We start from the raw sequence: 25,844 nt of genomic DNA on the forward strand, positions 1-25,844 counted from the left end.
CACCCCACCCGCCCCAGGCCAGGATCCGCTTTATGCCGACCCCGCACGCGCCACCACCCTGCCCGCGCAGAACACGCCCACCATTGGCGACCGGCTGAGCGAACGCGCCATAACATGGGCATGGTATGCGGGCGCATGGGGCGAAGTGCTGGAGCATGGCAATCATTACCCCGCCCCGGCCTTCCAGTACCATCACCAGCCCTATAATTATTACGCCGCCTACGCCCCCGGCACGCCCGCGCGCGCCGAACACCTGCGCGACGGCGGACTGGCAGGCGCGCGCTTTATCGACGCCATTGACCACGGCCAACTGCCCCAGGTCAGCTTTTATAAACCGCAGGGCAACCTGAACGAACATTCAGGCTATGCCGATATCCAGTCGGGCGATCATCATATTGCCGACCTTGTGGCCCATCTGGAAAAAAGCCCCCAGTGGCCGCACATGCTCGTTATTGTCACCTATGATGAAAATGGCGGCCTGTGGGACCATGTGGCCCCGCCCAAGGGCGACCGGTGGGGACCGGGTTCGCGCATTCCGGCCATCATCATCTCGCCTTATGCCCGGCGCGGATATGTTGACCATACGGTGCAGGACACGACCTCGATCCTGCTGTTCCTGACCAAGCGTTTCGGCCTGCGCCCGCTTGATGGCGTCACTACCCGCGCGCGCGCCATACAGGCGGCTACCGGCCAGCCGATGGGTGACCTGACGGGCGCACTCGACCTGAAGCAATCAAGGTTTAGGTGATGCGGGGCTAAAGTAACCATCCGTCAGGGTATGGAGAAAGGCCACGATGGCGTCGATCTCGTCATCCGACAGGGCAGGCCGCCCATCGGGTCGGGGGCCGAAGGGTGGGTCCATGTTGATGTTGGCGTGGTAACGCGCGGGCAGGTCATTATAGGCCTGCACCCTGCCATCAGGTCCGGTCGGGTACCACAGTGCCGGGCGCACGTCACGCAGCGCGTAAAACGCCACGGCCTGCCGGAGCGTATGGATCACCCCGTTATGAAAGAACACATGCCGCAGCGCCACGTTGCGCAGCGACGGCGTGCGGAACAGCCCGCAATACTGGCCGTGCCCTGCAAAATCGGTGCGATCGGGGCCGCACAGGCCCATATCATAATAGGCCGGGTCATGATTCAGCCCGATGGCGCCGTTACGCGGCACACCAAGGGCCACCAGCCCGTAATCACTGAATTGCGGCGGCGTGCCATCGTGCCCCGGCGCGCTGACATGGCATGAGGCGCAATTGCCCTTGTCCGCGCGCTCAAACAGGTCCAGCCCCTGCGCCTCACGCGCGGTAAGGCGGACCCTGCCCGCCAGCACCGCATCGTATTTGCTGCTGTAGGGATAAAACAGCCGGGCATCCTGCTGGTAGGTGGCCAGGGCCTCGGCAATCAGGGCAAAGCGGGTCGTGGCATCATCCGGCAGGGGCGGCAGCAGCGCATGCAGGCGCGGGCCGTAGCCTGCGGCATTGGCGCGGCGCACCACGGCTTCAGGGCTGGCATTGGCCATTTCGTATGGGGAAAGCAGCGGTATGCTGGCCTGGCCCTGCGCAGTATCGGCCCGGCCATCCCATGTCAGGCCGCCGGTGGGGCCGTTATCGATGCTTTCATCGGCTTCATCTTCCGAATCATGAAAATGTTCGGTGAACTGCGGCACGGCCTGCAGATAGGTGAGCGATGGCACCGCACGATGCCCTCCCGGCTGCACCGACAGGTCATTGCCCTGCGCAAAGGCTGCATTGTCCTGATGGCACGATGAACACGCCATATGCCCCGAGGCCGACAGCCGGGGATCATGAAACAGGTCGCGCCCCAACTGCCCCAGCGCCTGCGCGCGGGCGCGGGCCTGCGGGCGCGACAGGGCGGGGCTGACCGCATCAGCCCCCTGCCCCCATGCGGCCCCGCCTATCATGAGAGCCACGGCCAGACCATGCAGCCCTGCACGATATAACGCGCGACCGACGCGCCTGGAATCATCCGGAAGCATCATGCCACGCTGTCTTTTGGTAAAAAGCGGTACCAGAAGATGTTTGTCTTTTTCAATATTCTGCTTTTGCCCGATTTTTCATGGGCTTTCTTTTCCCACCCCCGCGCGGGCGGATCAAGCCGGGCCGCGCGTATCACATCAGTCGGGCGGGGAGTGGCTTTGCTAATCCGGGTTCAATCGGGTTACGTGTGGCAGCCAGCACCCCACAGCATGAAGGACCGGATGACCGTGGACCCACGCAAGATCATCATCGATACCGATCCGGGGCAGGACGATGCAATTGCCATCATGCTTGCCCTTGCCGCCCCCGGGCTTGACGTGCTGGGCCTGGTCAGCGTGGCGGGCAACGTGTCGGTGCAGCACACGACCACCAATGCCTGCAAGGTGCTTGAGCTGGCCGGGCGCACCGACATTGCGGTGCATGCAGGCTGCGCTGCCCCCCTGCGCCGCACGCCCGTTACCGCAGCGCACGTGCATGGCCAGACCGGCATGGATGGCCCCACCCTGCCCGCCCCCGTCATGCAGCCCCGCGCGCAGCATGGCGTCGATTTCCTGATCGATACGATCAGGGCGCACCCGCCGGGCACCATAACGGTGGTAACGCTGGGGCCAATGACCAACCTGGCCATGGCGCTGGTCAAGGCGCCCGATATCGCGCCACGCCTGGCAGGCATCGTCTCGATGGGCGGCGCATGGGCACAAGGTGGCAACATCACGCCCAGCGCCGAGTTCAACATCTATGCCGACCCCGATGCCGCCGATATCGTGCTGCACCACGCCATGGCACACACGCTTGTGCCGCTGGATGTAACCCATCGCTTTCTGGTCACGCCGCCACGGATGGCGCAGCTCAATGCGCTCGGGGGCCGCTGCGCCCGGGCGGCAGCGGCAATGCTGGGCTTTTCAGGGCGGTTTGACCTGGCCAAATATGGCTGGGACGGCGCCCCCCTGCACGACCCCTGCACCATTGGCTGGCTGCTCGCCCCCCACCTGTTTGCGGGCCGCGAGGTGAACGTATCGGTTGAGGTGGGCAGTCCGCTCATGCAGGGCGCCACCGCCATTGACTGGTGGCATGTGACCGACCGGCCCCGTAACGCACTTTTCCTGAACGAAGTGGATAGCGACGGGCTATGGGCGCTGCTGCTGGCGCATCTGGAGCGCCTGCCCTGAAGCGGGTTGGTGCCGCCTTTTTGAAAAAAGGCGGCACCCAAAAGCTTTTATCATTTTTTTATCAATGCATTGCTTTAAAGCGGTCTCTTATGAGGGCTGTTTTTTCACGCTCTGGCCCGCACGCCACCTCCCGGCGCGTTTATTGCATTGTGTAAAACAACCATCGTGATCCTGCCGCAATCCGGGGCTTTTCTGCCAGCAGGAGGACGCCATGAAAAAGATGATTCTGGCTGCTTTTACCGCCCTGCTCCTGCTCGGTGCCCATGGTGGCGCGCAGGCACAGCCCTGGGGGTGGCATGACGAGCCACGCTGGCATGCGCCCCATGATGGCGGCCCGCGCCGCCCCTACTGGCGCGAGAGTAGCTGGCGTTATGACCGCCCCCCACCGCCACGCCGGTGGGCATGGCGGGCGCCACCGCCGCCCCCGCCCTATCCCTACCCTTACTGATGATGGAACCCGGCCCCGTGCCGGGTTTTTTCTATTTTACGCGATACCTGCAAAAATAACGGGTCAGCTTATTAACGATCAGGCTTGTGCCTGACCATAATTCCACGTAGGAAATTGCACGCACGATGAATAATTCACTTTATTGTGTCGTATTTTAGCGTCAGGCGATCAGAAACGGATAACCCGCCATCATGCCACTGCTTGAATCCATCAACCTGCTTTATGTTCTCTCCGGCCTTGGCGTTGGCTTCCTTGTAGGCATGACCGGGGTGGGCGGCGGCTCGCTCATGACACCACTGCTGATCCTGCTGTTCAAGGTGCACCCGCAATCTGCCGTCGGCACCGACCTGCTCTATGCCGCCCTGACCAAGACGGTGGGCACGCTGGTGCATGGTCGCAAACAGTCGGTGGAGTGGCACGTGGTAGGCCGTCTGGCGCTGGGCAGCATACCGGCAACACTGCTGACCATTGCCGCCCTGCACTGGGCGGGCAGCCCCTCACCCGCGGTGACGCATGTCATTTCGGTCGCACTGGGCATTGCCCTGCTCATTACCGCGCCGAGCGTGCTGTTCCGGCACAAATTGCAGGAGCTTTCGCGCCGCAAGGCTGCTGCCATCGCCCCCGCCACGACCGCGCGCCTGACCACGCTGCTCGGCGCGGTGCTGGGGGTCATGGTCACGCTGTCCTCCGTCGGTGCTGGCGCGATTGGCATGGCGGCATTGATTTTTCTCTACCCCGGGCTGGAAATCCGTCGCCTCGTGGGCTGCGACATTGCCCACGCCGTGCCACTCACGGCCATTGCGGGCATGGGGCACTGGTGGATCGGTGATATCGACATGCCCCTGCTGGCATCGCTGCTCTGCGGGTCTGTTCCGGGCATCATATTGGGCAGCCTGTGCATCGGGCTTATTCCTGACCGGGCACAGCGGATCATACTGGCCGCCATTCTCCTGACCGTGGGCCTCAAGGTTATCTGACGCACGCCCCGATGCTGGCATGGAGCAGGCCTTAAAGCCGGTGTATCTATGCTTAATACAACAAACACCCGCTCCGTTACCGGAGCGGGTGTTTTGTACTGACGTAACAGGCTGACTCAGACCAGCGTGGCGTCCGTGTTCTTCTTGCTGCGGCGCGCGCGGGTCTTGCGGGCAGGCTTGGCAGCAGGTGCTTCCTCCACTTCCTCGGCCACGGGTTCAACCACCACTTTCCGGCCCAGCCCGATCTTCTGGGCAAGTGACGAGCGGTGCGCGGCATAGCTCGGGGCCGTCATGGGGTAGCTGGCGGGCAGGCCCCACTTCTCGCGATACTGCTCCGGCGTCATGCCATAAGCGGTCTGCAGGTGGCGCTTGAGCATTTTCAGCTTCTTGCCGTCTTCAAGGCAGACAATGTAATCGGGGAAAACCGACTTCTTGATGGGCACGGCAGGCTGCAGCGGCGCGGGTTCAGCCGCCTTTTCAGCACCAAGCGCCTTGAGCGCAGTATAAACGGTCTCGACAAGGGTGGGGATCTGGTCGATGGCAACCGTATTGTGATTGGTGTGCGCGGCCACGATCTCGGTGGTCATGGATACCAGTTCGGTATGCGGGATTTCTTTATTATCCAATGTCGGTACTTTCCTTGGTGGTCGGGTCATCAGGGGGATGATTGACCCTATGAGTAATAATCATGCGTGTATTATGCAACCACAATAAAGCATTTTAATCCGTAATTTTTACGCCATCCTCATTACAGACCCGCCTGCTTGCACCGCCAGCATAGGTTGCATGGTGTGTGCCATGCTGTTCTTGCAGGTCATGGTTACATCATAATAATCCAACCATTATCCTGCTCCCAACACATATGCAATTATTTTGTTTATAATAATTAAATGTGACACGCCCGGCAAAGGCCCTGTTACTGCTTTTTCATTACGGCATCTTCATTGTAACCGCACCAATAACAGGAACAGATTATAAACACGTGATGTTACGACAAATTTTAGCGATTATGGTTTATATCGTGGCGGGAATATAATATACCCTCATCAATAATCACAAACCGGCTGGTTCATCCAGCATGCCACCAGGTCACGCCCGTAACCGGGCCAACCATGCGCCTGCATCATATCTTGCCAGAATACGTTTATATATCAGCATCTTTTCAGCGCTACGCTTCAATACAGTATTCATGATCGCGCCACGCCACACCATGGGGCACTGCATGAGCCTACACCCGTGCGCGTAATACAGGCGCCCCGTTTCATGGCGGGAACACGCTATTGTAATGCACTGTATAATGGGCTGCCCTGCAGGTATTGCCCATCGGCGCCAGCCCTTCAATGTTGTTATGACAGGCGGCGCGTTACTTATGAGTTACCCCTGCCCGCTACAGGCTGGCCGGTGAAATATCCATTATGTAATGAACTGTAAATTTTATCGGGTCCCGAATCCCGCCTTAACGCAGGCCATCGACCATAACGTGCGGGAGGCCCCGGCTGCATTTTTCCACCCGCGCCACAATATCATATGTCTGGCCCAGAGTTGCGGGCGTAATGACTGCCTGGGGCGCGCCTGCCGCAATGATCCGCCCTTCACGCAGGATCACGTCGTAATCGGTCATCCGCACGGCAATATTGAGGTCATGGAGCACCATCACGGTCACGATCTGCCGTGCAGCGGTTTCGCGCCGCAGGATATCCATCACCGCAAACTGGTGGTGCAGGTCGAGTGCGCTGAGCGGTTCATCAAGCAGCAGGGCATCGGGGTGGCGGCCAAGCGCCTGTGCCAGCCCCACAAGCTGCCGCTGGCCGCCCGAGAGTTCATCCATATACCGCATGGACAGGTCAGCTATGCCAAACACATCGAGCATATGCAGGGCGGCATCGATTTCATCGCCCTGCACATCGGATGGCACAACGCCGGTGGCATGCTGGGCGGCAAGCATGGATTCCAGCACCTGCAGGTGTACCATGGCCGGCAGGGCCTGCGGCAGGTACAGGCAGCGCCGCGTGCGCCGGGCCAGGGTGAGGCCCGTCAGGTCATCCGCCCCCAGCATGACCCGGCCCGTAGCCTCGCCCAGCCCGGCCAGCGCGCGCAGCAGCGTCGACTTGCCGCTGCCATTGGGGCCAAGCAGCGCCGAGACCCTGCCGGGCGGAAACGGGCCGACACTGATGTCATCCAGCACCGTGCGCCTGCCGTAGCGCACGGTCATGTGCTCGCAGTACAGCCCGTCCATCAGCCCATGCTCCGCCTGCGCAGCACGATGCCCAGAAAGAACGGGATGCCCACCAGCGCCGTTACAATACCGGTGGGAATGACCACGCCCGGCAGCAGGTTACGCGCCGCGATGGATGAGAGCGACATGACCAGCGCACCCACCAGCATGCTGCCCGGCAGGTAGAAGCGATGGTCCTCGCCCAGCAGGCGGCGCGCGATATGGGGCGCAACCAGGCCCACGAAACCGATCGTGCCCACAAAGGACACGGCCAGCGCGGACAGGATGCTCACCCGCAGCAGCGCGCCACGCCGCACGCGCGCCACGTCCACGCCCAGGCTTGCGGCGCGTTCCTCGCCCATGCGCAGCACGGTCAGCTTCCATGAAGCCGCGAAGGAAAGGGGGGCCACGACCACGCAGGCGGCGGCCAGCAGGCCCAGCTTGGGCCAGGTCGCCCGCGTCAGGCTGCCCATGGTCCAGAACACAAGGTCCTGCAACGCATCTTCATTGGCCACGAACTGCAGCAGCGACACCAGCGCATGAAAGGCAAAAACCAGCGCAATGCCAAACAGCACCACCGTGCCGGTGCCTGCATTGCGCCTGCGCGAGACCATGTCGAGCAGCAGCACGGAGCCTATGGCAAAGACAAAGGCATCGCCCGACACCACCCACGCATCGGGCACGCCGGGCAGCCGCCAGCCCAAAATGATGGCGAGCGACGCGCCAAACGCCGCCGCAGCCGAGACCCCGAGCGTAAACGGGCTTGCCAGCGGGTTGGCCAGCACGGTCTGCATTTCCGCCCCCGCCAGCCCGAGCGATGCCCCCACGCACACGGCCATGAGCGCATAGGGCAGCCTGATCTGCCACACGATCACGCCCTGGCCTGCGGGCACATGATGCGGGTGCAGCAGGGTGCGGATGAGTACCGAAGGCGAAAGCCCCGATGGCCCGAGCGAGAAATCAAGCACCACCGAGGCCACGATCAGCCCGAGCAGCAGGCCAAGCAGGCCCATGCGCCGCCGCAGCAGGCCATGGTAGCGCCCACGCACCTCACGCGCATAAGCCGACAGGCCAGCAGAGGGGGAAACAGGAGGCGCCGCGATCGATTCCTCAGGGACGCGCATCAATCCAGAAGGTCCCTTCCTGCTTTACGGGGAGGAAGCGGCTGTACAGTTCCTTCTGTGTGGCATCAGGGTCGAGATCGGCAAACAGGTCGGGGTGGAACCACTTTGCCATGACTTCGATGGCAAGAATATTGTACGGCGAGTCATAAAACGAATGCCAGATGCCATGGGCATGCCCGTCCGTTACGGCGCGGAGCGATGAAATGCCGGGGCGTTCCATGACCTTGAGCAGCGAGGCACGGGCCACGTCCGGCGTCACTTCCGCCCCCATGCGCACGCCCGGCCCGCTGGCCTTCGGCCCCTTGGTGCCATCCGCAATATAGATATCGGGGTCGGAGGCGATCACTTTTTCGAGGTCGATATCGCCAATATAGCCCGGCAGGAGGGGCGCTGCGATGTTCTGGCCGCCCGCAGCAGCAATGAACGCGCCCATATTGCCCTTGCCTGCCGTGTGGCAGCAGCTCTCGCGCATGGCGGCCAGCATTTCAATGAACACTTTTGGCCGCTGGCTTTCGGGCAGCGGGGCGACACGATCTGTAATGCGCCTGAGGTGTGACTGGTAGAAGTCAAGATAATCAGCGGCTTCATGCTCGCGGTGCAGCACCTGGCCCAGGATCTGCATGGAGCGAATGGTATCCATCACCGGATCGGCGCGGAAATCGACAAAGATGACCGGAATATGCGCGCTTTCAAGCTGGCCTACGAGTTCGCTCGCCTTGCCCGGCCCGTGACCCGACACGGTCAGGATGGCAAGGTCGGGGTGCAGGTCAAGCACGCGCTCGGGGCTGACTGTATCCGCCGTGGTCTTGCCGATCAGCGCAATATTGGCCGCCTGCGGAAAGCTGGCCACATACTGGTCATAGCTCTGCGTATCCGCGCCCCGGAACTCGCCCTGCCAGCCCACGATCCGGTCGAACAGGTGCTCTTTCTCCAGCGGGGCAAGGGCATAGATCAGCCGCCCTTCCCCCAATATGATGCGATGGACACTGGCCGGCACGTCCACCTTGCGGCCTGCAAGGTCGGTCACGGTATCAGCCCGCGCGGCAGGTGCGTGGGCTGCAAGCCCCACGGCCATGACCGCGCCACAGGCCACGGCCCGCCATCCGTCCAGTATCCGGTTCATGATGATGCCCTGCTTATTTCTGGGGATAGACGAAGTTGAAGGTCTCGCTGAATGGCTGCCAGAAGCCCGGCGTGCCGGTTTCCTTATCCACATGATGCAGGAAGCCGTTCTGCTCGGGCGAGGAATAGGTCAGCACCACCGTATAGCGGCCCGGACCATTCATCTGCACGTTATCGGCATAATGCGGGCCATCCTTGGCGGTCATGAAATGCATGGTGCCCTCGGCCTTCCACGCCGTACCATCCTTGGTCAGCCTGTAGCCGATGTTGAGGTACGGCACCCATGCGCCATCAGGGTAGCCCCACACGTTATCGGCCGTGGCATGCACGTCGGTTTCAAGGTGGATGGTGTCGGGCTTTGTGTTGTCCGTCATGCCTGCGGGCATGGGGTCGACCATGATGCCGGTCAGGTAGCTTGAGGCGATTTCCATGTCATGTGCATGGACCGGGCCACCGATCGGGTATTCACGCGCCTGTGCAGCAGTAGCAAGGGCAGGCAGCGCCGCTACGGCAAGAGCCAGAATGGAATATTTCTTGTTCATGATGACGGTTTCCATAACTTCGATAGAAATGAAGTCCGCGCGCCTGCTGCCATTTATTATTGTTTGCAGTCACGTACGGGCCTGATCGCAGCTTCCCATCCGAGTGATCTCCCGGCCCTGTTAATGATAATTGTTATCATTGTCAACGGATGGTATGCCCTCTCCAAGGCAACGGAGAGCCACCGCCATGATTACCCACCCCTTCGCATTCATGCGCCTGCCCTATGCGGTCCTGATGGCGCTCGACAGCCGGATGTTCCATTTCTGGCTGCAGCCGGTCCATTACCTGATCCGCATCGTGCACATCATCAGCATGGCCATGTTCTTTGGCATGGACATGCTGTTCGACCTTGGCGTGCTCAGGCCCCGCATGGCCGCGCGGATCGCGCCCGCAGCCCAGCTCATGGTGCGGCCGCTGCACGTGACCTTCGCCATCGCCATGGTCTCGGGCGTGGTGCTGTTCTTCTATGACCCGGTGCATATCGGCAGCCGTGCGTATCTTACGCCCAAGCTGCTGCTCATTACGCTGGCCATGCTCAACGCGCTGTGGTGCCACCGCAGTGTCTATCTGCCCGTGCTGCGTGGCAATGCCGCCATGAGCATGCGCGGGCGCATCGGGGCCAGCCTTTCACTGCTGCTGTGGAGCGGGGTGATGATCATGTCCTGCCTCAACAGCGAGGGCGTGCCCAAGGTTTTCCTCAGATAATGGCAGTATTGCAATATGCGCATGGCGGTTTGAATTGACGGCTTCGTATCAAAATGTGATTGAGAATTATTATTAATGATATTGATTCTCAATACGGCGGACCCCCAATGAGCCCCTCATCCCTCGCGACTGCCATTGCCAAACATGCCTTTTCCCCCTCCAGCCTGACGCGCCACCGCCTGCGTGCAGGTTCGTGTCTGGTCTGTTTCGGGCTGGTGCTGCCAGCAACCGGCTTCGCGCAGGTCCAGACCCAGATCGAGGAAGACCGGGCCCGCCTGGGCAACTCCACCCCGCTTGTTGAGCAGATCGACCCCGCCACGGTGCGCGATTCAGAACGCGCCACCGCCGAAGCAGAGGAAAAAGCCGCGGGCGACGGTGACAAGCTCGACACCAGCGGCAACCTGCTGGGCAATATGTGGGGTGCACGGCCATGGCTGTACAAGCACGGCATCAGCTTCCACATTCAGGAAGTCGATGAAGTATGGGGCAACGGCACCGGCGGCACGCCATCAGGCAATGATGGCGCCAGTGGCTCGGGCACCGGGCCTGCCTATGATGGCGTGACCATGCCCACCCTCACCGTCGATACCGAGAAGCTGTTTGGGCTGAAGGGCGGCCTGTTCAATGTCAGCGCATTGCAGACACGCGGACGCTCGATCTCGCAGGATCACCTGGCCAATTTCAATCCGGTCAGCGGGTTCGAGGCCGACCGCTCCACCCGCCTGTTCGAGCTGTGGTACCAGCAGTCCTTCCTGAAAGGCAAGCTCGACGTCAAGATCGGCCAGCAGGATCTCGATACCGAATTCCTGATCAGCGATTACGCCTCGCTTTACCTCAACGCCAATTTCGGCTGGCCCATGGCGCCCTCGGTCAACCTGTATGGCGGCGGGCCGTCCTGGCCGCTGTCGTCTCCCGCCATCCGCATCCGCTACCGGCCCAGCGAGAAGTTCACCTTCATGTTTGCCGCAGCCGACGACAACCCGCCGGGCAACCGCTACAATTCTACCCCCATCCAGCAGGCCACAGGTTCCACCAGCGGTTACAATTCCGATCCGACCAGCCAGACCTATAATGGATCTAACGGTACCAACTTCAATATGGGAACCGGCGCACTGCTGATCACCGAACTGCAATACGCGCTCAACCCGCAACCCGCCGACATGTCGAATGTCACGAAAAATCCGGGGTTGCCCGGCGTGTACAAACTTGGCGGTTTTTATGACACCGCGAAGTTCGCTGACTACCGCTACAACCAGAACGGCGGCTCACTGGGGGCAGCGACGCTGAACCCCAACGCAACCCAGTCCGACCTGACCCCGCGCTGGGACCGCGGCAACTGGATGGTCTACGGCATCATCGACCAGATGATCTGGCGCCCCTCGCTGAAGTCAGCCCGATCCGTTGGCATTTTCGCGCGTGCAACCGGTAACGGTGGAGACCGCAACATGATCAGCTTTGCTGTTGACGCGGGCATCAATCTCAAGGCCCCGTTCAAAGGACGTGACAATGATACGGTCGGTCTGGGCTGGGGCATTGGCCGCGCCAGTTCCGGGCAGCGCCAGTTTGACCGCGACAGCGGATCATACGTGCAGGGCAACGAAAACCATCTGGAACTGACCTATCAGGCCCAGGTCACGCCATGGATGGTCATGCAGCCCGACTTCCAGTATGTCTGGCATCCCTCCGGCGGGGTCGCTGACTGGACAGGTTACCGCCGCGTGGGCAACGAGGCGGTTTTTGGACTGCACAGCAGCATTACGTTCTAACAATCTGTTTGTGGGCCATCACCTTTTTGCAAAAAAGTGATGGTCTGCAACGCTTTTTGAAAAAGGCTTCATCAGAAGCTTTCTCCGTTTATGAGCATTTCATAAGCAGCCTTTATCAAAATATCATAACAAACGATTGGACCGCTCCCCAGGGCTGCCTTCATGTTCCGCCACACTCAGCCTTTCCGGCTGAACCCGGCACATGATGTAAAGGCACAGGACAATGGGGGGACAGGGCACCGCATTTCCCCTGCACAGCGCGCTGCATACGGGCCTGCTGCTCCATATCCGGCGCTTTTCATGGATATACGCGCCCTCGCTGGCCGATCTGGGCTTTGCGGTGCGCACGTCATGCGCGGCCATCCTCTCGCTGCTCATCGCCATGTGGATGGAACTCGACAGCCCGCAATGGGCGCCGCTCACCGTCTGGGTCGTGGCGCAGTCCTCACGCGGGGAGAGCCTGTCAAAGGCGCGGTGGCGGATTGTGGGCACGCTGGCGGGCAGCGTTGCCGCGATGACGCTCATGGCCGCCTTTCCGCAGGCTCCGGCCATGTTCTTTGTCTGCCTGGCACTCTGGATCGGGCTGTGCTGCGCGCTGGCCACCCTGCTCGACCAGTACCGCGCCTACGGGCTGGTGCTGACCGGGTTCACCTCCGCCATCATCGCAACCGGGGCCATCGTGCAGCCTGATGATGTCTTTGCCGTCAGTGTCGCGCGCAGCAGCTACATCATACTGGGCGTGCTGTGCGAGGCGGTGCTGGCCGTGCTGTTCATGCCCAACATGGTGGAACACACCCGCGCGCAGCTGCTGGCCCGGCTTGATGACACGTTTGACGCGACATGCAGCGCCATCCCCACGTTAGTGGGCATGACCGCCGCGACCGCGCGGCAGGCGGCAACCGGCAGCCTGCTGGACCGGATCATGGCCTTTAGCGGGCAGATCGAATTCGCGGCCCTTGAACTCGGGCCGCGCAACCGGGTGGGCGACCATGCCCGCCGGGCGCTTGCAGGCATGCTGGTCATGCTCGCCCATGCCCGCGCGCTACAGATCCTCTCCCCCCGGCCCGATGCCAGCCCCCTGCCCGCCGGTGAGGCACCCGGGCGCGCGCTGGCTACATGGCTGCATGACCACGCGCCCCCGCCCGGGCCTGACACCATGGCGGCGCGGGCCTGGCAGCCGGTTGCCGCAGCACTGACGCATGAAACCACCCTGGTGCATGATGAAATGCTGGCCTGCCACGCCACCCGCCATGGCGACCGGTTCCGCTTCAGCCTGACCTCGCGCCGCCATGCGCGTGAGGCGATGCATAACGGCATCCGCTCCAGCGTTGCCATCATGGCGGCGGCGGTGATGTGGGAGATCACGGCCTGGCATCACGGCCCGGCCTTCATCTCGTTCGTGGCGCTGATCTACGGGCTGATGGCCACGCGCGAGAACCCGCTGGTCGCCACCCTACCCTTTCTCAAGGGAGGGCTGTGGTGCACGGCCACCGCCGCCCTCATGGCGCTGTGGGTCATCCCTGCCATCACCTCGCCCGAGATGCTGCTCGCAGCCCTGCTCGTGCCCATGACCATTGGCGGGCTGGCCGCGCGCAGGCCACAGCTTGCGGGCTATGCCTTCTCGTTCAACATGTTCCTGCCCGTGTTGATCGGCCCGATGAACCAGGGGCGGTATGACGAGGTCGCCTTTCTCAACAACGCGCTGGCCTTCGTGGCCAGTATCGTGTTCGTGCTGCTGACCTACCGGCTGGTCATTCCCTTCCGGCTTGATGTGCATATCCGCCGCACCGCCGCGGCCATGAACCGGCGGCTGCGCCATCTGGCCCAGACCCGCGACCGCACCACCGCCCCGGCCTGGCTTGGCGCCTGTGCCGCAAGCCTCGTGCGCATCCTGCACCAGGCCACCGCCGTGCCGCAGCCTACCGTCAATGCCTGCCTGAGCCAGCAGATCGGGGCAATGACGGTGGGCCTGTACATCATCCGCCTGCGTGAGATGCTGCGCACGGGCGCACTGCCGCCACGGGCCACGCGCATGATCGCCCTTTTCCTGGCGCGGTGGCAGCGCGGGCAGGCTGGCTCCACCACCGCGCATGTGCTGGCCTGGCTGCGCCACGAACAGACCCTCCCCCATGCGGCGCGCGACCGCGCCAGCCTGGCCGAGGCGGTGGCCTGCCTGCACATCATTGCCGCAAGCCTGCATGAACATGAGCCGGGCGAGCCTATGGCAAGGTGACAAAACATGTCGTATCGGATATGCCATGAACGCATTATTCGCATTCATGCACAAAAGGGGTCATTTCATGCGTAAGATTGTTACTGCCGCTGCAATCGCAGCCATTACCTGCGTTACCGCCACCGCACAGGCCGAGCCTGGCGGCTGCCTGAAATATGGTGCGGTAGGGGCCGTGGGCGGCCATGTGGCCGGTGGCCACAGCGTGCTGGGTGCGGCCGCCGGTTGCGTGACCGGCATGTACAAGCGCCACGAATACCGCAAGGAAGCCAAGGCCAAAGCCAAGCTGTACGATCAGGAACACCCCGGCTCGAAGGGGACCTACATGGAGAAGGCAACGGCCTATGACGTGGAGCACTCGACCACGCCGGGCAAGATGACACCTGACAACACCCCGGCCACCACCGCCGCCCCGCAGGGCAACGCGAGCATGTAAGCCGCCGCGTCCGCAGGCGAACCCCGGTCTGCCTGCGGACACTGCGCCCGAACCGCTGCCATCACCCTGCCCCACACGGCGAAGGACCGCCATGCGCGCCATTACATTCCTGTTCCGCTCGACACTGGCCACCGTGCTGGTGGCTGGCCTTATGGGGTGGCTGGCCGGGCCTTTCTTTTACGTTCCCATACTCGGCGTGGCGCTGGCGGTTGAAGCGGTTATCTTCTGGGTGTGCGGGCTGCTCTATACCGAGGACTATCCGCACCACATGACCACGTTCGTGGGCATGACCATTGTGTTCGGGCTCCTGAGCATTGGTGTCATGCTGCCCTTTGCGCGGCAATATGTGATGATCCACCCGGCCTGAACGGGTGCGTGCAATTATTTTTTCATATTAGCTCAATTTAAGGAAAACCATTATCCACAAATGGAGTTAATGGGGCGTGGCTTTCGTGACACCACAACGTCTCCCAATCCCTAAACTTGGCGTCCCGCCTTGGCGGGACGCCCTTTTTTTGCTCAGGCCTTCTGCAGGCCGGGCTGGCCGCGTTCCACCGCAAAACTGGCATAGGTGGACAGCCTGCCATCACGCTCCATGACCTTGTCGAGCACCTTGAGGTCCGCGCGCCAGACATCCGGCCCCACATCGCACAGCACGTAGCCGCGCTGGTCGGTCGTGGCCTTGAGGTGCGGGTTTTCACGCCGGACGGAGCGGCTGAAACCGTCATCATCGCCCACCCCATCCGCGCCCGAGGTGACGGACGTGGCCAGGAACTCGACCGAGACCGGCTTTTTCTGGCCCGGATCAACAAGCAGATCCCCTGCAAAATGGCGGTGCGCATCGCCCGTCACGTTCACTACGTTACCGGGGCAATGCGCGCCAATGAACTCAAGCAGGCGCTTGCGGCTGTACATGTAGCCCGACCACTGGTCCATGCTGTAAAGCAGTTCGCCCTGCGGGGTGCGCCGGTGGGCAAGGTTCATCATCATCACCTGATGCGCCAGCAGGTTCCATCGCGTATCAGACCTGCCCAGCCCGTCAAACAGCCATTTTTCCTGCGCGGCGCCCATCATGGTGCGGCTGGGCGACCAGACATCGGGGCCCTGCGTCGCGCTGCCATCGCCATAGGCCTGATCGCTGCGGTACTGGCGCGTGTCAAGCACGAAGGCATTCATGAGCGTGCCATAGCGCAGGCTGCGATAAAGCTGCATATGGCTGCCATCAGGCAGGGCCGACAGCCGCAGCGGCATGTGTTCGTAATAGGCCTGCATGGCGGCTTCGCGGCGCAGACGGAAGATCTCGGGCGGCGTGCCGTCCTGGTCGGTATCGCCTGCCCAGTTATTATCCACCTCATGGTCATCGGAGGTCACGATCCATGGCACCGCGGCGTGGGCGGCCTGCAAATCGGGATCGGTCTTGTACTGGGCGTAGCGGCGACGGTATTCATCAAGCGAATAGCATTCCGGCCCGATATGGCGGCGCAGGGCCTGGAAGGGGCGGCCGTTCATCTCATGCACGCGACCCTTGCTGTCCGGGCCTTCATAGATGTAATCGCCATAATGAAAGACGAAATCGATCGGTTCATTGGCGATGTTGCGCCAGGCAGTGTAATACCCTTCCTCATAATGCTGGCAGCCTGCGGCGGCAAAGCGCACCCGCGCGGGCGTGGCCCCGGGCAGCGGAAAGGTATGGCTGCGCCCGACCGGACTGTCATGGCCCGCAATGCGGAAACGGTACCAGTACGGGCGATCCGGCCTGAGGCCCGCGACTTCGACATGGACGGAATGCGCCAGTTCAGGATGCGCCAGCGCCTGCCCTTTTTTGACGACATGGCCGAGTTTTTCATCCTCGGCCACTTCCCAGTCGACCAGCACGGGGCGGTTGCGGCTCATGCCGCCCTCCAATTCAAGCGGATGCGGGGCAAGACGGGTCCAGATGACAAAACCATCGGGTGCTGGATCACCTGACGCCACGCCAAGCTGGAAGGGAGAGATGTCAAATCTCGGCTTTTCATCCAGATTGCGCGGGGTCGCCGCCCGCAGGGCACGCACCTGGGCTGAAAACAGCAGCCCCGTGCCAAGGCCCGCAAGTACCTGCCTGCGCTTGATAAACACCATGGAACACATCCTTCTGCATCAAGGCCGATCGATCGCGACCCGTATTCTGTCCTGACAAGTAAAAGGGGGGGGGCACCGGCGGGTTTTGCCGCCCAGGTTTCATGCAGGGGTGATTTCCGGCCCGTCGGGCGCGCGCACCAGCCGGACGGGGAGCAGGCAGGGCGGATGCCACCAAGTTCCCATCATTCGGTCAGTTGCCCGAAGGCGGTCGCGTGCATACCTGCCTCACTGCCCCATCCATGTGGAAAAGAAAGGCCAGAACCCTGGCTATGTGTGTTTCGACCCGGCTTTCGCCCATGGTGATCTTCCGCATCATCGCGGCGCGTCAGGGATCGCATGCGCCGGTAAAGGCGAAGCCACTCCTGCTGGCAGGGTAACCATTTTTCACTCAACGGCCTCCTCATCCCATCTGGGGCTGCTGGAAAAGACCGTTGCTGTGTAAGGGGTTTTGAAAGGAAACATTTGTGACAGTTTCATGAAAGTTGCATACCCATGAAGGGGCTGGCGTTTCCTGCGGCTGTCATTGTGCCATGATCCACCAGCAGATATCTCCCCCCGGCATGAGCGCCTCCTGCCATTTGTAACCCTGAGTTGTCCAAGCCATAGCATGACCCGATCCAGCCTTATCGCCCCCCTCCCCTGCCCTGCGTCACGGCTGGGCCTGCCTCTTGTGGCGGGGCTGCTTGCAGCCGCAGCCCTTGTCGGCACACCCTGCCACGCGGCCGACCCGCTTGAGCCCGCCACGCCCGAGCAGGGATATTTCACCCCCGCCACCCAGCCGGATGCAATCGCCTACCTGCCACCCCCACCCCAGCCCGGAACGGTGCGGCAGGCAAATGATGACCACGCCTTCACCGCCACCCGCGCCTTGCGGGGCAGCCCGCGCTGGGCGCTGGCCACGGCGGATGCCGACCTGCATGAAAACGCGCTGCTGCGCAGTTTTTCCTGTGCGGCGGACCTGCCCCTGAACACCACCGATGCGCCAGGACTCAGCGCGCTCATTCACAAGATGGATGTGTCGGAAATTGCCGACATGCGTAACAGCAAGGCCTACTGGCACCGGCCACGGCCTTTTGTTGGCAACAGCAAGCCCATCTGCACCGAAAAGGACCGGGCGCATCTGGCAACATCAGGCGCCTATCCTTCGGGCCATACCATGCTGGGCTGGAGCACGGCGCTGGTGCTGGCCGAATTGCTGCCTGAGCGCGCAACGCAGATCCTGCAACGCGGCCGGGTTTTTGGCGAGAGCCGGATCATATGCGGCGTACATTGGGAAAGTGACGTGCAGGCAGGCTACATGCTGGGCGCAGCCGAGATTGCCGCCCTGCATGGAAGCGCGGCCTTCCGTGCGGATATGGACGCGGCCCGGGCGGAACTGGCCGCCCTGCGCAGCAGGGCGACCGCACCCGCTACGCATGCATGCGCCATCGAGCAGGAGGCGGCCAGCCATTCACCGCTGTAATTCGATCTGTTGCAGGCAATGTGGATTTGTGAACACAGGCGCGGGTCAAACCACGTAGGCACCGGCGCCTGTACGGGCGGTGATATAGGCAGCGCGCCTGCTTTATAATAGGATCGACAGGGAAACGATTGAAAAGCCTGATTTCCGACGGCTTCAAATAATTGCCATAGCTGGAAACGATCGATGAAAAAAAGACTGCTGGCCGCTCTCTTCTCCCTTTCCCTTCCCGCGGCACCCGCACTTGCGGCTGATGGTGCGGCCCTGTTCCAGACCAATTGCAGCGCCTGCCACCAGGCCGATGGCCAGGGCGTGCCCGGGCAGTTCCCGCCGCTGGCCGGGCGCGTGGGCAAGATCGCCGCTACACCCGAAGGCAGGCAGTATGTCATTGCCGTGGCGCTGAATGGCCTGATGGGGCCGATTACCGCCGCAGGTAATACCTATGCAAGCTTCATGCCGCCCTTCAAGACCCTGCCCGATGACCAGGTCGCTGCCATACTGAACCATGTGGCCGGCCTGCCCTCAGGTCCCGATGCAACCGTGTTTACCGCTGAGGAAGTGGCCACCGGCCGCAAGGAAGCCCTGACGCCCCCCGCCGTGGTTGAAAAGCGCAAGGCGCTTGACGCGCAGCACCCGCTGCCCTGAGCCCCAGGCACAAAAAAGGGGATCCAAGCGATCCCCTTTTTTCAGGCACATGCCATAAAGACTGAATGAAATAATCAGTTTTAAAAAGCATTCGGGGCATGCCGCCTTTTTTACAAAGGCGGCACCCGGGAAAATGTTATTTGCCCGGCGCGCGCACGGCCGTGGTCTCGACTTCAACCAGCCAGCCCGGGTTGGCCAGATGCGCCACGCCAATGGCCGAACGCACCGGCAGGTTGGGCTGCTTGGCCGTGGGGCCATAAAACTGGGTGTAGGCTTTCATCATGCCATCAAAGTCGAGCTTGCCCAGCTTGGGGTCTTCCGCCATGTAGATGTGCATCTGCACCACATCGGCCATGTCCAGCCCCATCTTTTTCAGCGCATCTTGGGTGCGCCGCAGGGCCGCATAGGTCTGCGCCTGCGTATCGCCATAGGCGGCAATGCTCTTGGGGTCGGCCTTCTTGTCCTGCACCGTCGGGCCCAGGCCGCTCAGATACACGGTGGATGCCCCGGCAGGCACCTCAATGGCGGTGGAAATGGGGAATGTCCCCTCCACATGGCGCACGATGCCATCATCGGCATGAGCAGGCATGGCAGCCGCCATGCCGCCAAGAACCGCCACGGCGGCAACGGTTTTCCTGAGGTCGAACATTCTCTTACTGCTCCTTTGGTGTTGCGGGGGGCCGCTGGGCGGCCACGTCAGCCGCAGTAACGGCATCGGTGTAATGATTGCCAAAATGGGTGCGGATATAATTCACCACATTGGCGATCTGGTCATCTTTCAGCACGCCTGAAAACCATGGCATGCCGCCATAGCCATTCAGGATCACATAAACCGGGTAGGCGCTGCTCTGCAGCTTGGTGTTGCCTGCAAAGGCCGGGAACTGCGCGCCCGCACCCGTCGCCCCCTTGCCATCAGGCATGTGACAACCCTGGCAGACATGACGGTACACATCCTCGCCCGTGGTCATAGGCTGCACGTTTCCCACCACGGCGGCGGCGCTATCGGCGCGCGCGGGGCCGGAAGGAGCGGCGAGCAGGGGCAGGGCCGAAAGAGCGGCCAGAAGAAGGATCTTACGCATCAGTTGGCTCCCTGCGCGCGCTTGTGCAACTGGGTTACGGCATCGAGGGCGGAAAGGATGGCGCCTTCCTGCCAGCAGCCCACATAGGATGCATGCTCACCGGCCAGAACCACGCGGTTATCCATGGTGCACAGCGCCTTGTAGTGGGTCTTGCGGGCCTGCTCGCTCCACATTGAGCAGCAGCCCATGGACCAGGGCACGCGGCTCCATGCAAAGCTCACGCCGTTGGAGAACTCCTTGCGGTAATGCTTGGGGTGGAACGCCTCGCCCTGTGCCAGCGCGTGCTCGATGCGCTCCTGCGGGGTCATGCCCGCAAAATCATAGGCTGCCGGGCCAAACATGTAGCCACCAAGCAGCACCGCCGGCCCGCGTGAGAAGTAGCCGTGGCTCGGATAGGAGATCTGGCTGATCGGCTGGTCGGTAAAGCTGATGCCGCCATAGATCTGGTCCTCTTCCTCCCAGAAGCGGCGCTTGAACTCCAGCCCGAGCTTGACGGAGGAGGCATAGGGCACCGCCATGATCGCGGCCTTGAGCGGCGCGCTGACCTGTACGTCAAGCTGCGAGAGCACGGGCAGCGGAATGGTGCACACGCAGTAATCAGCCTTGGCCTCGCGCACGGCGCCGCCATGGTTCATGTCGTTATAGGTAACGCTCACGCCCTTGTCGTCCTGATGGATGGACGTGACCTTGCAGTTGAGCGTGATGAGATCATGCACCTGGCGGTTGAAGCCCTTGCCGATCATGTCCATGCCGCCTACGGGCTGGAACATGGTGGTCTGCATGTCAAGGCGTTCGTGGAAGGCCATCCACGTCCACAGGCCCGAAGCCAGCACATCCTTGCGGTCGAACGGATCAGAGGGCACGGGCTCGCCATTGAGGCCGCCGCCCTGCGCCTTTTCATAACCACGGCACTCGGAGCTGATCACGCCCTTGCGGTAGTTCAGCCCCGAATCAAGGCTGCCCCACTGGCGCATGGCCGTGCGCAGGTGCTCGCGCTCATCGGGCGAGACCGCATCATCAAGCTTGTGCTGGTCGATCGCCTTGCCGAGCAGCTCAGCCGTAAAGCCATTGAAGTCAGCGGCATATTCGCGGTAGCGCACGGCCTTGCCGCCAAATGCCTTGCTGGAATGGAGCCACGAATTGTGATTGAGTTCGACAAATGGCTCGAGTTCGACGCCAAATTCGCGGCAGTAATGCAGCAGGCCCTGATGGTGATAGGGAATGCGCCACGGGCCGGGATTGATGTAGTTGCCCGGCGCGAAACCGACCTTCTGGGTGGCCCCGCCAAGTTCGGTAACCGTATCACCACCACGCAGGCTGATGTTACGGCCACCGGCGCGGCCCTGAAACTCCAGTATCTGGACCTGATAGCCCGCCTTGCGCAGTTCGTAGGCGGAGAGCATGCCCGCAAGCCCCGCACCAAGCACCAGCACGCGGGTACCACGCTTTGCACCTGACAGGACGGGTGGCGCGGTAAAATCCGTGCCCTGAGCATGCCCCATGGAGGTCATGGCCTGATACAGCGCGGCGCTACCGGCCAGTGTGCCGATACGGGTAAGGAGTTGCCTACGCGTGGGGGCTTTACGCGGATGAGCGTTTGTCATCAAGAAATCCCAAGCAATCAACGAAAACAGCCCTTTACCCTTAAACAACAAACAGGGGCTTAACCATATCTGTTCCGGAATAATTTCTTATCGAAACAATTGATGTTGCTGTTATGCAACATCATCCTGAAGCCGCGCGCCCTTCAGGCCGCCCCTCCCCACCAAGATGGAAAATAATGCTGATATTACCGTAAATTTTCTTGCGTCAGGACGCACCGCATGTGTGCAGGACCGCCCCCCTTACATCCCTGCCCCGGCATGACGGAAACAGCCAGCCTCATGGTCATGGATCATGCCGGCGGCCTGCATCCAGGCATAGGCCGTAACCGGGCCGACAAAACGAAAGCCCCGCGCCTTCAGCGCTGATGCCATGGCCTGTGACAGGGGTGACTGTGCCTGCACCACAGATGTCGGTTCATGCACTGCCTTGCCGCCGGGCAGCATGCCCCATGCGAAGGTGGCAAAATCCTCGCCTGCCACCCGCATGGCCACATAGGCACGGGCACTGCCAATCGCCGCCACGATCTTGGCGCGGGCGCGGATAATGCCGGGATCGGCCATGAGGCGGCTGATATCGGCCTCGGTAAACCGTGCGACGCGATCGGGATCAAACCCCATGAAAGCACGACGAAACCCGTCACGCCGCCGCAGGATCGTGCGCCAGGACAGGCCCGCCTGAAAGCTTTCGAGCACCAGCATTTCCCATAACTGGCGGCTGTCATGCACGGGCACGCCCCATTCCTCATCATGATAGGTCATCATCATGGCATCAGCCTGCGCCCACTTGCAGCGCGGGCGGGTGGGATCGGGTCCGTTCATCTCCGTTTCCATGCGCCGGGCAACAGGCCGCCCCGTTCCCATGATCTCATGGCAGGGTAAACACCAGCACCTGGGCCAGATGCTGGCGATAGCGCTGGATATCCGCCTCGATGGACGGGTTCTTGATCACGTCCGTCGCCAGGAAGGTCGGCAGGGCCGAGAGTGCAAGAAACTGGTTGGCCTTGTGGAAAGGGAAATAGACAGCATCGATCCCCCTGCCCTCAAAAAACTGAGCGGGGTCAGTAAAGGCTTCTTCCGGGGCGTTCCACGTCAATGAAAGCATGTAATGTTTGCCATGCAGCAGCCCGCCGGAGCCATATCTGCTCCCGGGGTGGGCGCGGCTGCGGCCATCGCTGGCGTATAGCGTGCCGTGACCGGCGGTAAAGACCTCATCCATGTATTTCTTGACAATCCACGGCGCGCCCATCCACCACCCCGGCATCTGGTAGATCACGAGATCGGCCCACAGGAAGTTGCGCACTTCTTCTTCAATGTCATAGCCCGAATCAATCTTTGTCTGCCGCAGGGCAAAACCTGCGGCTGCCAGCGTCTGTGCCGCGACAGCCTGCAAGGTGTCATTGAGCCGGCCGTGCGAATGGGCAAACTGTTTTCCGCCGTTCAGAAGAAGGATGTTTTCCATGCCCTGTCTCTCATGTTCGACCATGAGGGATAGGGCGTACTTTCGTGCCATACAATGGGCAACACAAAGACTGCGCGGCACGGCACATAAAAAAACCGGGGCCGCATTGCACGGCCCCGGTCGGGTCAGTCAGGTCATGACGGGTTGGATCAGTTCACGTTATCCAGCGCATAGACCACAAGGTCATCCGTCACGGGCGTCATCATGAAGTGGTGGCCACCGGCCATGATGGCGACATACTGCTTGCCCTTGTATTCATACGTCATGGGCGTGGCCTGGCCGCCACCGGGCAGCACGTCGTTCCACACTTCCTTGCCGGTATGAATATCGAAGGCATGGATCATGTTGTCGGTCGTGGCCGCAACAAAGATCAGCCCACCAGCGGTAATGACCGGGCCGCCATTGTTGGGCGTGCCGATGGTCAGCGGCAGGTGCGTGGGCAGGCCGAACGGGCCGTTGGCGCGCGCGCTGCCCAGCGGGTGCTGCCACAGCACTTTCTGGGTGTGCATGTCGATCGCGGTGATCATGCCATAGGGCGGGCGGTTGCACATCATGCCCGTATATTCATCCCAGAACGGCGAGACCACGATACCGTAGGGCGTTTCCGCCATGGCGCCAGCACCTTCCGCACCGCCGCCACCGGGCTTGAAGTTGGGGTCATCCACCGGCATCAGGCCCAGCTTGTCGGCCTTCTTGCGGCTGACCAGCTGGTCATACATCGGGGTGTTGTTCCAGTTGGCGATCAGGATGCCGGTCTTTTCATCATAGGCCACGCTGCCCCAGTCCGAGCCACCGTTATAGCCGGGATATTCCAGCCAGGGCTTGTCGATGCTGGGCGGGGTGAACTCACCCACATAATGCGCGCGACGGTATTTCAGGCGGCAGTAAAGCTGGTCGATCGGCGACATGCCCCACATGTCGGCTTCCTTGAGGGGGGCAAAGCCAAGGCGTGGCATGCCAACCGACCAGGGCTGCGTGGGCGAGCGCGTATCCCCCGGCACCATGCCCGGCGAGGGCGCGGGCCGTTCTTCAACCGGCAGCACCGGGTCGCCCGTGCGGCGGTCAAGCACAAAGGTCTGGCCACGCTTGGTGGGCATGATCAGGGCCGGAACCGTCGAGCCATCGGGCTAGGTGAAGTCCATCAGCGTAGGCTGGGAGCCGATGTCGTAGTCCCACACATCCTTGTGCACGGTCTGGAACACCCAGCGCGGTTCGCCGGTCTTCACGTCAATCGCCACGACGGCGGAAGAGACCTTGTTTTCTTCCGGGCTGCGCATGGCGCTGTAGTAATCGGCCGCCGAGTTGCCGGTCGGCACGTAAACCAGCCCCAGCGCGTTATCGCCAATCATGGCCGCCCAGGAGTTGGGGGTGCCGCGGCTGTAATGCTCGCCTTCCTTCGGCTCGCCATGCTCATGCGGGCGGTTGACATCCCATGCCCACAGGAAGCGCCCGGTCTCGGCATCGTACCCGCGGATCACGCCCGAGGGCGCCCAGCGGCGCTGGCCGTCGAGAATTTCCTGGTTGGTGATGATCGCGCCGTTGACGATGGGCGGCGGCGCGGTCTCGGCCACGAAACCGGGCACCGATTCACCCATGCCCTTCATCAGGTTGACCATGCCGTGCCAGCCAAAGCCCTCGCACACCTTGCCGTCCTCGCTGTCCACCTCGATCAGGCGTTCATCCAGCGTGGCTTCAAGAATGCGGTGATGGCAGTGCTCGCCTTCCGGCACGGTGGAGGAGGTGTAATACACCACCGCCTTACATGCTGCCGTGTAGGGAATGCTCTCGTATTTCTCGTTGGCGTGGAAATGCCAGATTTCCTTGCCGGTGGCCGGGTCGATACGCATCATGTCGTTCAGCGCGGAACACATGTACAGACCGTCGCCAACCTTGATGGGCGTGGTCTCGGCAGCCCATTTGTTGGTCTGCCCCGGCCCCGGCTTGCTGCCGGTGTGGTAGATGAAGGCACGCTTGAGGTGGCCGATATTGGATGGCGTGATCTGGTCAAGCGGCGAGTAACGCGTCGCCTTGTCATCGCGCCCGTAGCCGGGCCAGTCATCATGCGCGGGGTTGGCCGTGACCTGGTCGACCATGGGGGTGGCTTCGCTGGGGTCGGCGGGCGGTCCGTCAGGAATGTTGGCGGCGTTCACACCAGGAGACTGCGGCGCATTGGGCGAAGGGGGCGAGAATGCATCGCTCGGCGGCGTGGGCGTGCCGGGCGAGACCGTGGCATTGCCATTACCGGGCGGCTGGTCGGCTGGGGGCACCTGTGCGAGGGCTACGGAACCCGCAGTGCCCGCGATAATGGTGGCGCCAAGCAGCAATGTGCGAAGCATAGGGCTTTTGGCGGACATTATGCGACCTCCCGCACGGATGTTGAGTGGGCGTTTTCCATGCGGCGCAGGGCGGGCAGGCACAGGGCAACAGCAATGGCGAGGATGGTCGGCCCGAACACGCGGGGCAGCAGGCCCCAGCCATCAAACCCGACCTCCCAGAAGGCCCACAGCCATGTCACGCCAACAGCGGCCAGATACACGATGGCCCCCATGGCCCGGCCCATGGCCATGAGCACGCCCGCGGCCGTAACGGCTATGCCAATAATGACATAATACCACGAGCCGCCCAGAAACATGAGTTCGGCACCCATGTAAGCAAGGGGCAGCCCCAGAAGAACGTAACCGGCCGTTTGAGGCCGCCTTATGATTGAGGATTGTGACTGGTAACTTACCGTCGTTAACGACGTCGTTATTG

Annotated in this window: 24 protein-coding genes and 1 pseudogene; 11 read left to right on the forward strand and 14 right to left on the reverse strand. The window is 62.0% G+C overall.

Going from position 1 to position 25,844, the window contains the following annotated elements; all coding sequences use genetic code 11:
• Positions 1–748: acid phosphatase (gene acpA, locus DV027_RS14415; RefSeq protein ID WP_130732685.1), on the forward strand; the 748-nt coding region annotated here is incomplete at its 5' end.
• On the opposite strand, the gene DV027_RS14420 is transcribed toward acpA, so the two are convergent.
• Entirely contained in the window at positions 734–1,918 is a 1,185-nt protein-coding gene (locus DV027_RS14420) for a cytochrome-c peroxidase (RefSeq protein WP_408884473.1), read from the reverse strand. The two genes, acpA and DV027_RS14420, sit on opposite strands and share 15 nt — an antisense overlap.
• A gap of 303 nt (positions 1,919–2,221) precedes the next feature.
• Between DV027_RS14420 and DV027_RS14425 the strand changes: the two genes are divergently transcribed.
• The 3 genes from DV027_RS14425 (at position 2,222) to DV027_RS14435 (ending at position 4,588) form a co-directional block, all read left to right on the forward strand.
• Positions 2,222–3,163, forward strand: a complete 942-nt coding sequence (locus DV027_RS14425) for a nucleoside hydrolase (protein WP_130732705.1) — start codon at positions 2,222–2,224, stop codon at positions 3,161–3,163.
• Between the two features lie 211 nt (positions 3,164–3,374).
• Entirely contained in the window at positions 3,375–3,611 is a 237-nt protein-coding gene (locus DV027_RS14430; RefSeq protein ID WP_130732686.1) for a hypothetical protein, read from the forward strand.
• A 191-nt stretch (positions 3,612–3,802) separates the two neighbouring features.
• Positions 3,803–4,588, forward strand: coding sequence for a sulfite exporter TauE/SafE family protein (locus tag DV027_RS14435; protein WP_130732687.1), 786 nt, complete (start codon positions 3,803–3,805; stop codon positions 4,586–4,588).
• 116 nt (positions 4,589–4,704) lie between these two features.
• Here DV027_RS14435 and DV027_RS14440 read toward each other — a convergent pair whose 3' ends face one another.
• The 5 genes from DV027_RS14440 to DV027_RS14460 all read right to left on the reverse strand — a co-directional run bounded on the left by DV027_RS14440 (position 4,705) and on the right by DV027_RS14460 (position 9,606).
• Positions 4,705–5,214, reverse strand: coding sequence for a Ros/MucR family transcriptional regulator (locus DV027_RS14440; RefSeq protein ID WP_130732688.1), 510 nt, complete (start codon positions 5,212–5,214; stop codon positions 4,705–4,707).
• Between the two features lie 830 nt (positions 5,215–6,044).
• Positions 6,045–6,824, reverse strand: a complete 780-nt coding sequence (locus DV027_RS14445; protein WP_130732689.1) for an ABC transporter ATP-binding protein — start codon at positions 6,822–6,824, stop codon at positions 6,045–6,047.
• Positions 6,824–7,927, reverse strand: coding sequence for a FecCD family ABC transporter permease (locus DV027_RS14450; protein ID WP_130732706.1), 1,104 nt, complete (start codon positions 7,925–7,927; stop codon positions 6,824–6,826). Before DV027_RS14450 ends, DV027_RS14445 begins: the two co-directional genes overlap by 1 nt.
• A complete protein-coding gene (locus DV027_RS14455) occupies positions 7,914–9,050 on the reverse strand; it encodes an ABC transporter substrate-binding protein (protein WP_130732690.1) in 1,137 nt (378 codons plus the stop codon). The genes DV027_RS14450 and DV027_RS14455 overlap by 14 nt, the downstream gene beginning before the upstream one ends.
• A gap of 13 nt (positions 9,051–9,063) precedes the next feature.
• A complete protein-coding gene (locus DV027_RS14460) occupies positions 9,064–9,606 on the reverse strand; it encodes an iron transporter (RefSeq protein WP_130732691.1) in 543 nt (180 codons plus the stop codon).
• Positions 9,607–9,778: 172 nt separating this feature from the next.
• Here DV027_RS14460 and DV027_RS14465 point away from each other — a divergent pair, with 172 nt between their 5' ends.
• The 5 genes from DV027_RS14465 to DV027_RS14485 all read left to right on the forward strand — a co-directional run bounded on the left by DV027_RS14465 (position 9,779) and on the right by DV027_RS14485 (position 15,096).
• A complete protein-coding gene (locus DV027_RS14465) occupies positions 9,779–10,297 on the forward strand; it encodes a hypothetical protein (protein ID WP_130732692.1) in 519 nt (172 codons plus the stop codon).
• Between the two features lie 107 nt (positions 10,298–10,404).
• Positions 10,405–12,063: a carbohydrate porin gene (locus DV027_RS14470; protein ID WP_242621945.1), complete on the forward strand. Its 1,659-nt coding sequence runs from the start codon at positions 10,405–10,407 to the stop codon at positions 12,061–12,063.
• Positions 12,064–12,286: 223 nt separating this feature from the next.
• Positions 12,287–14,296, forward strand: a complete 2,010-nt coding sequence (locus tag DV027_RS14475) for an FUSC family protein (RefSeq protein ID WP_130732693.1) — start codon at positions 12,287–12,289, stop codon at positions 14,294–14,296.
• Between the two features lie 67 nt (positions 14,297–14,363).
• On the forward strand, positions 14,364–14,729 hold the full coding sequence (locus DV027_RS14480) for a hypothetical protein (RefSeq protein WP_130732694.1): 366 nt from the start codon (positions 14,364–14,366) through the stop codon (positions 14,727–14,729).
• A gap of 91 nt (positions 14,730–14,820) precedes the next feature.
• Positions 14,821–15,096 (forward strand): hypothetical protein, encoded by a 276-nt coding sequence (locus DV027_RS14485; RefSeq protein WP_130732695.1) that lies wholly within the window; start codon positions 14,821–14,823, stop codon positions 15,094–15,096.
• A gap of 152 nt (positions 15,097–15,248) precedes the next feature.
• Here the strand turns inward: DV027_RS14485 and DV027_RS14490 are convergent, their stop codons facing one another.
• Complete coding sequence (locus DV027_RS14490; RefSeq protein ID WP_130732696.1) at positions 15,249–16,847, reverse strand: alkaline phosphatase D family protein; 1,599 nt, start codon at positions 16,845–16,847, stop codon at positions 15,249–15,251.
• 607 nt (positions 16,848–17,454) lie between these two features.
• On the opposite strand from DV027_RS14490, the gene DV027_RS14500 reads away from it, so the two are divergent.
• Together DV027_RS14500 and DV027_RS14505 are read left to right on the forward strand one after the other, a co-directional pair.
• Positions 17,455–18,309, forward strand: coding sequence for an acid phosphatase (locus DV027_RS14500; protein ID WP_130732697.1), 855 nt, complete (start codon positions 17,455–17,457; stop codon positions 18,307–18,309).
• A 183-nt stretch (positions 18,310–18,492) separates the two neighbouring features.
• Positions 18,493–18,951, forward strand: coding sequence for a c-type cytochrome (locus DV027_RS14505; protein ID WP_130732698.1), 459 nt, complete (start codon positions 18,493–18,495; stop codon positions 18,949–18,951).
• A gap of 136 nt (positions 18,952–19,087) precedes the next feature.
• Here DV027_RS14505 and DV027_RS14510 read toward each other — a convergent pair whose 3' ends face one another.
• The 7 genes and pseudogenes from DV027_RS14510 to DV027_RS14540 all read right to left on the reverse strand — a co-directional run bounded on the left by DV027_RS14510 (position 19,088) and on the right by DV027_RS14540 (position 25,797).
• Positions 19,088–19,600, reverse strand: coding sequence for a RidA family protein (locus tag DV027_RS14510; RefSeq protein ID WP_130732699.1), 513 nt, complete (start codon positions 19,598–19,600; stop codon positions 19,088–19,090).
• Between the two features lie 4 nt (positions 19,601–19,604).
• A complete protein-coding gene (locus DV027_RS14515; RefSeq protein WP_130732700.1) occupies positions 19,605–20,030 on the reverse strand; it encodes a c-type cytochrome in 426 nt (141 codons plus the stop codon).
• A complete protein-coding gene (locus DV027_RS14520; protein WP_130732701.1) occupies positions 20,030–21,634 on the reverse strand; it encodes a flavin monoamine oxidase family protein in 1,605 nt (534 codons plus the stop codon). Before DV027_RS14520 ends, DV027_RS14515 begins: the two co-directional genes overlap by 1 nt.
• A 240-nt stretch (positions 21,635–21,874) precedes the next feature.
• Positions 21,875–22,453 carry a DNA-3-methyladenine glycosylase I gene (locus DV027_RS14525; RefSeq protein ID WP_242621946.1) on the reverse strand — a complete coding sequence of 193 codons (579 nt, stop codon included), beginning with the start codon at positions 22,451–22,453 and terminating at the stop codon, positions 21,875–21,877.
• A gap of 46 nt (positions 22,454–22,499) precedes the next feature.
• The gene (locus tag DV027_RS14530) at positions 22,500–23,093 is read right to left on the reverse strand and encodes an NAD(P)H-dependent oxidoreductase (RefSeq protein ID WP_130732703.1); all 594 of its coding nucleotides are present in this window, start codon (positions 23,091–23,093) and stop codon (positions 22,500–22,502) included.
• Positions 23,094–23,242: 149 nt separating this feature from the next.
• Positions 23,243–25,429 (reverse strand): annotated as a pseudogene (locus DV027_RS14535) (pyrroloquinoline quinone-dependent dehydrogenase).
• A 17-nt stretch (positions 25,430–25,446) separates the two neighbouring features.
• On the reverse strand, positions 25,447–25,797 hold the full coding sequence (locus DV027_RS14540) for a glycerol dehydrogenase (RefSeq protein ID WP_130732708.1): 351 nt from the start codon (positions 25,795–25,797) through the stop codon (positions 25,447–25,449).
• Positions 25,798–25,844 lie beyond the last annotated feature (47 nt).

It is taken from the genome of Komagataeibacter xylinus, from assembly GCF_004302915.1.
In the GTDB taxonomy this organism is placed as follows: domain Bacteria; phylum Pseudomonadota; class Alphaproteobacteria; order Acetobacterales; family Acetobacteraceae; genus Komagataeibacter; species Komagataeibacter xylinus_C.

Bases quoted from the DNA above. Each gene is read 5' to 3' on its own strand.
- DV027_RS14420 (WP_408884473.1), bottom strand. From the start codon at position 1,918: ATGATAGGCGGGGCCGCATGGGGGCAGGGGGCTGATGCGGTCAGCCCC.
- DV027_RS14430 (WP_130732686.1), top strand. From the start codon at position 3,375: ATGAAAAAGATGATTCTGGCTGCTTTTACCGCCCTGCTCCTGCTCGGT.
- DV027_RS14435 (WP_130732687.1), top strand. From the start codon at position 3,803: ATGCCACTGCTTGAATCCATCAACCTGCTTTATGTTCTCTCCGGCCTT.
- DV027_RS14445 (WP_130732689.1), bottom strand. From the start codon at position 6,824: ATGGACGGGCTGTACTGCGAGCACATGACCGTGCGCTACGGCAGGCGC.
- DV027_RS14450 (WP_130732706.1), bottom strand. From the start codon at position 7,927: ATGCGCGTCCCTGAGGAATCGATCGCGGCGCCTCCTGTTTCCCCCTCT.
- DV027_RS14455 (WP_130732690.1), bottom strand. From the start codon at position 9,050: ATGAACCGGATACTGGACGGATGGCGGGCCGTGGCCTGTGGCGCGGTC.
- DV027_RS14460 (WP_130732691.1), bottom strand. From the start codon at position 9,606: ATGGAAACCGTCATCATGAACAAGAAATATTCCATTCTGGCTCTTGCC.
- DV027_RS14465 (WP_130732692.1), top strand. From the start codon at position 9,779: ATGATTACCCACCCCTTCGCATTCATGCGCCTGCCCTATGCGGTCCTG.
- DV027_RS14470 (WP_242621945.1), top strand. From the start codon at position 10,405: ATGAGCCCCTCATCCCTCGCGACTGCCATTGCCAAACATGCCTTTTCC.
- DV027_RS14475 (WP_130732693.1), top strand. From the start codon at position 12,287: ATGGGGGGACAGGGCACCGCATTTCCCCTGCACAGCGCGCTGCATACG.
- DV027_RS14480 (WP_130732694.1), top strand. From the start codon at position 14,364: ATGCGTAAGATTGTTACTGCCGCTGCAATCGCAGCCATTACCTGCGTT.
- DV027_RS14485 (WP_130732695.1), top strand. From the start codon at position 14,821: ATGCGCGCCATTACATTCCTGTTCCGCTCGACACTGGCCACCGTGCTG.
- DV027_RS14490 (WP_130732696.1), bottom strand. From the start codon at position 16,847: ATGGTGTTTATCAAGCGCAGGCAGGTACTTGCGGGCCTTGGCACGGGG.
- DV027_RS14500 (WP_130732697.1), top strand. From the start codon at position 17,455: ATGACCCGATCCAGCCTTATCGCCCCCCTCCCCTGCCCTGCGTCACGG.
- DV027_RS14505 (WP_130732698.1), top strand. From the start codon at position 18,493: ATGAAAAAAAGACTGCTGGCCGCTCTCTTCTCCCTTTCCCTTCCCGCG.
- DV027_RS14510 (WP_130732699.1), bottom strand. From the start codon at position 19,600: ATGTTCGACCTCAGGAAAACCGTTGCCGCCGTGGCGGTTCTTGGCGGC.
- DV027_RS14515 (WP_130732700.1), bottom strand. From the start codon at position 20,030: ATGCGTAAGATCCTTCTTCTGGCCGCTCTTTCGGCCCTGCCCCTGCTC.
- DV027_RS14520 (WP_130732701.1), bottom strand. From the start codon at position 21,634: ATGACAAACGCTCATCCGCGTAAAGCCCCCACGCGTAGGCAACTCCTT.
- DV027_RS14525 (WP_242621946.1), bottom strand. From the start codon at position 22,453: ATGAACGGACCCGATCCCACCCGCCCGCGCTGCAAGTGGGCGCAGGCT.
- DV027_RS14530 (WP_130732703.1), bottom strand. From the start codon at position 23,093: ATGGAAAACATCCTTCTTCTGAACGGCGGAAAACAGTTTGCCCATTCG.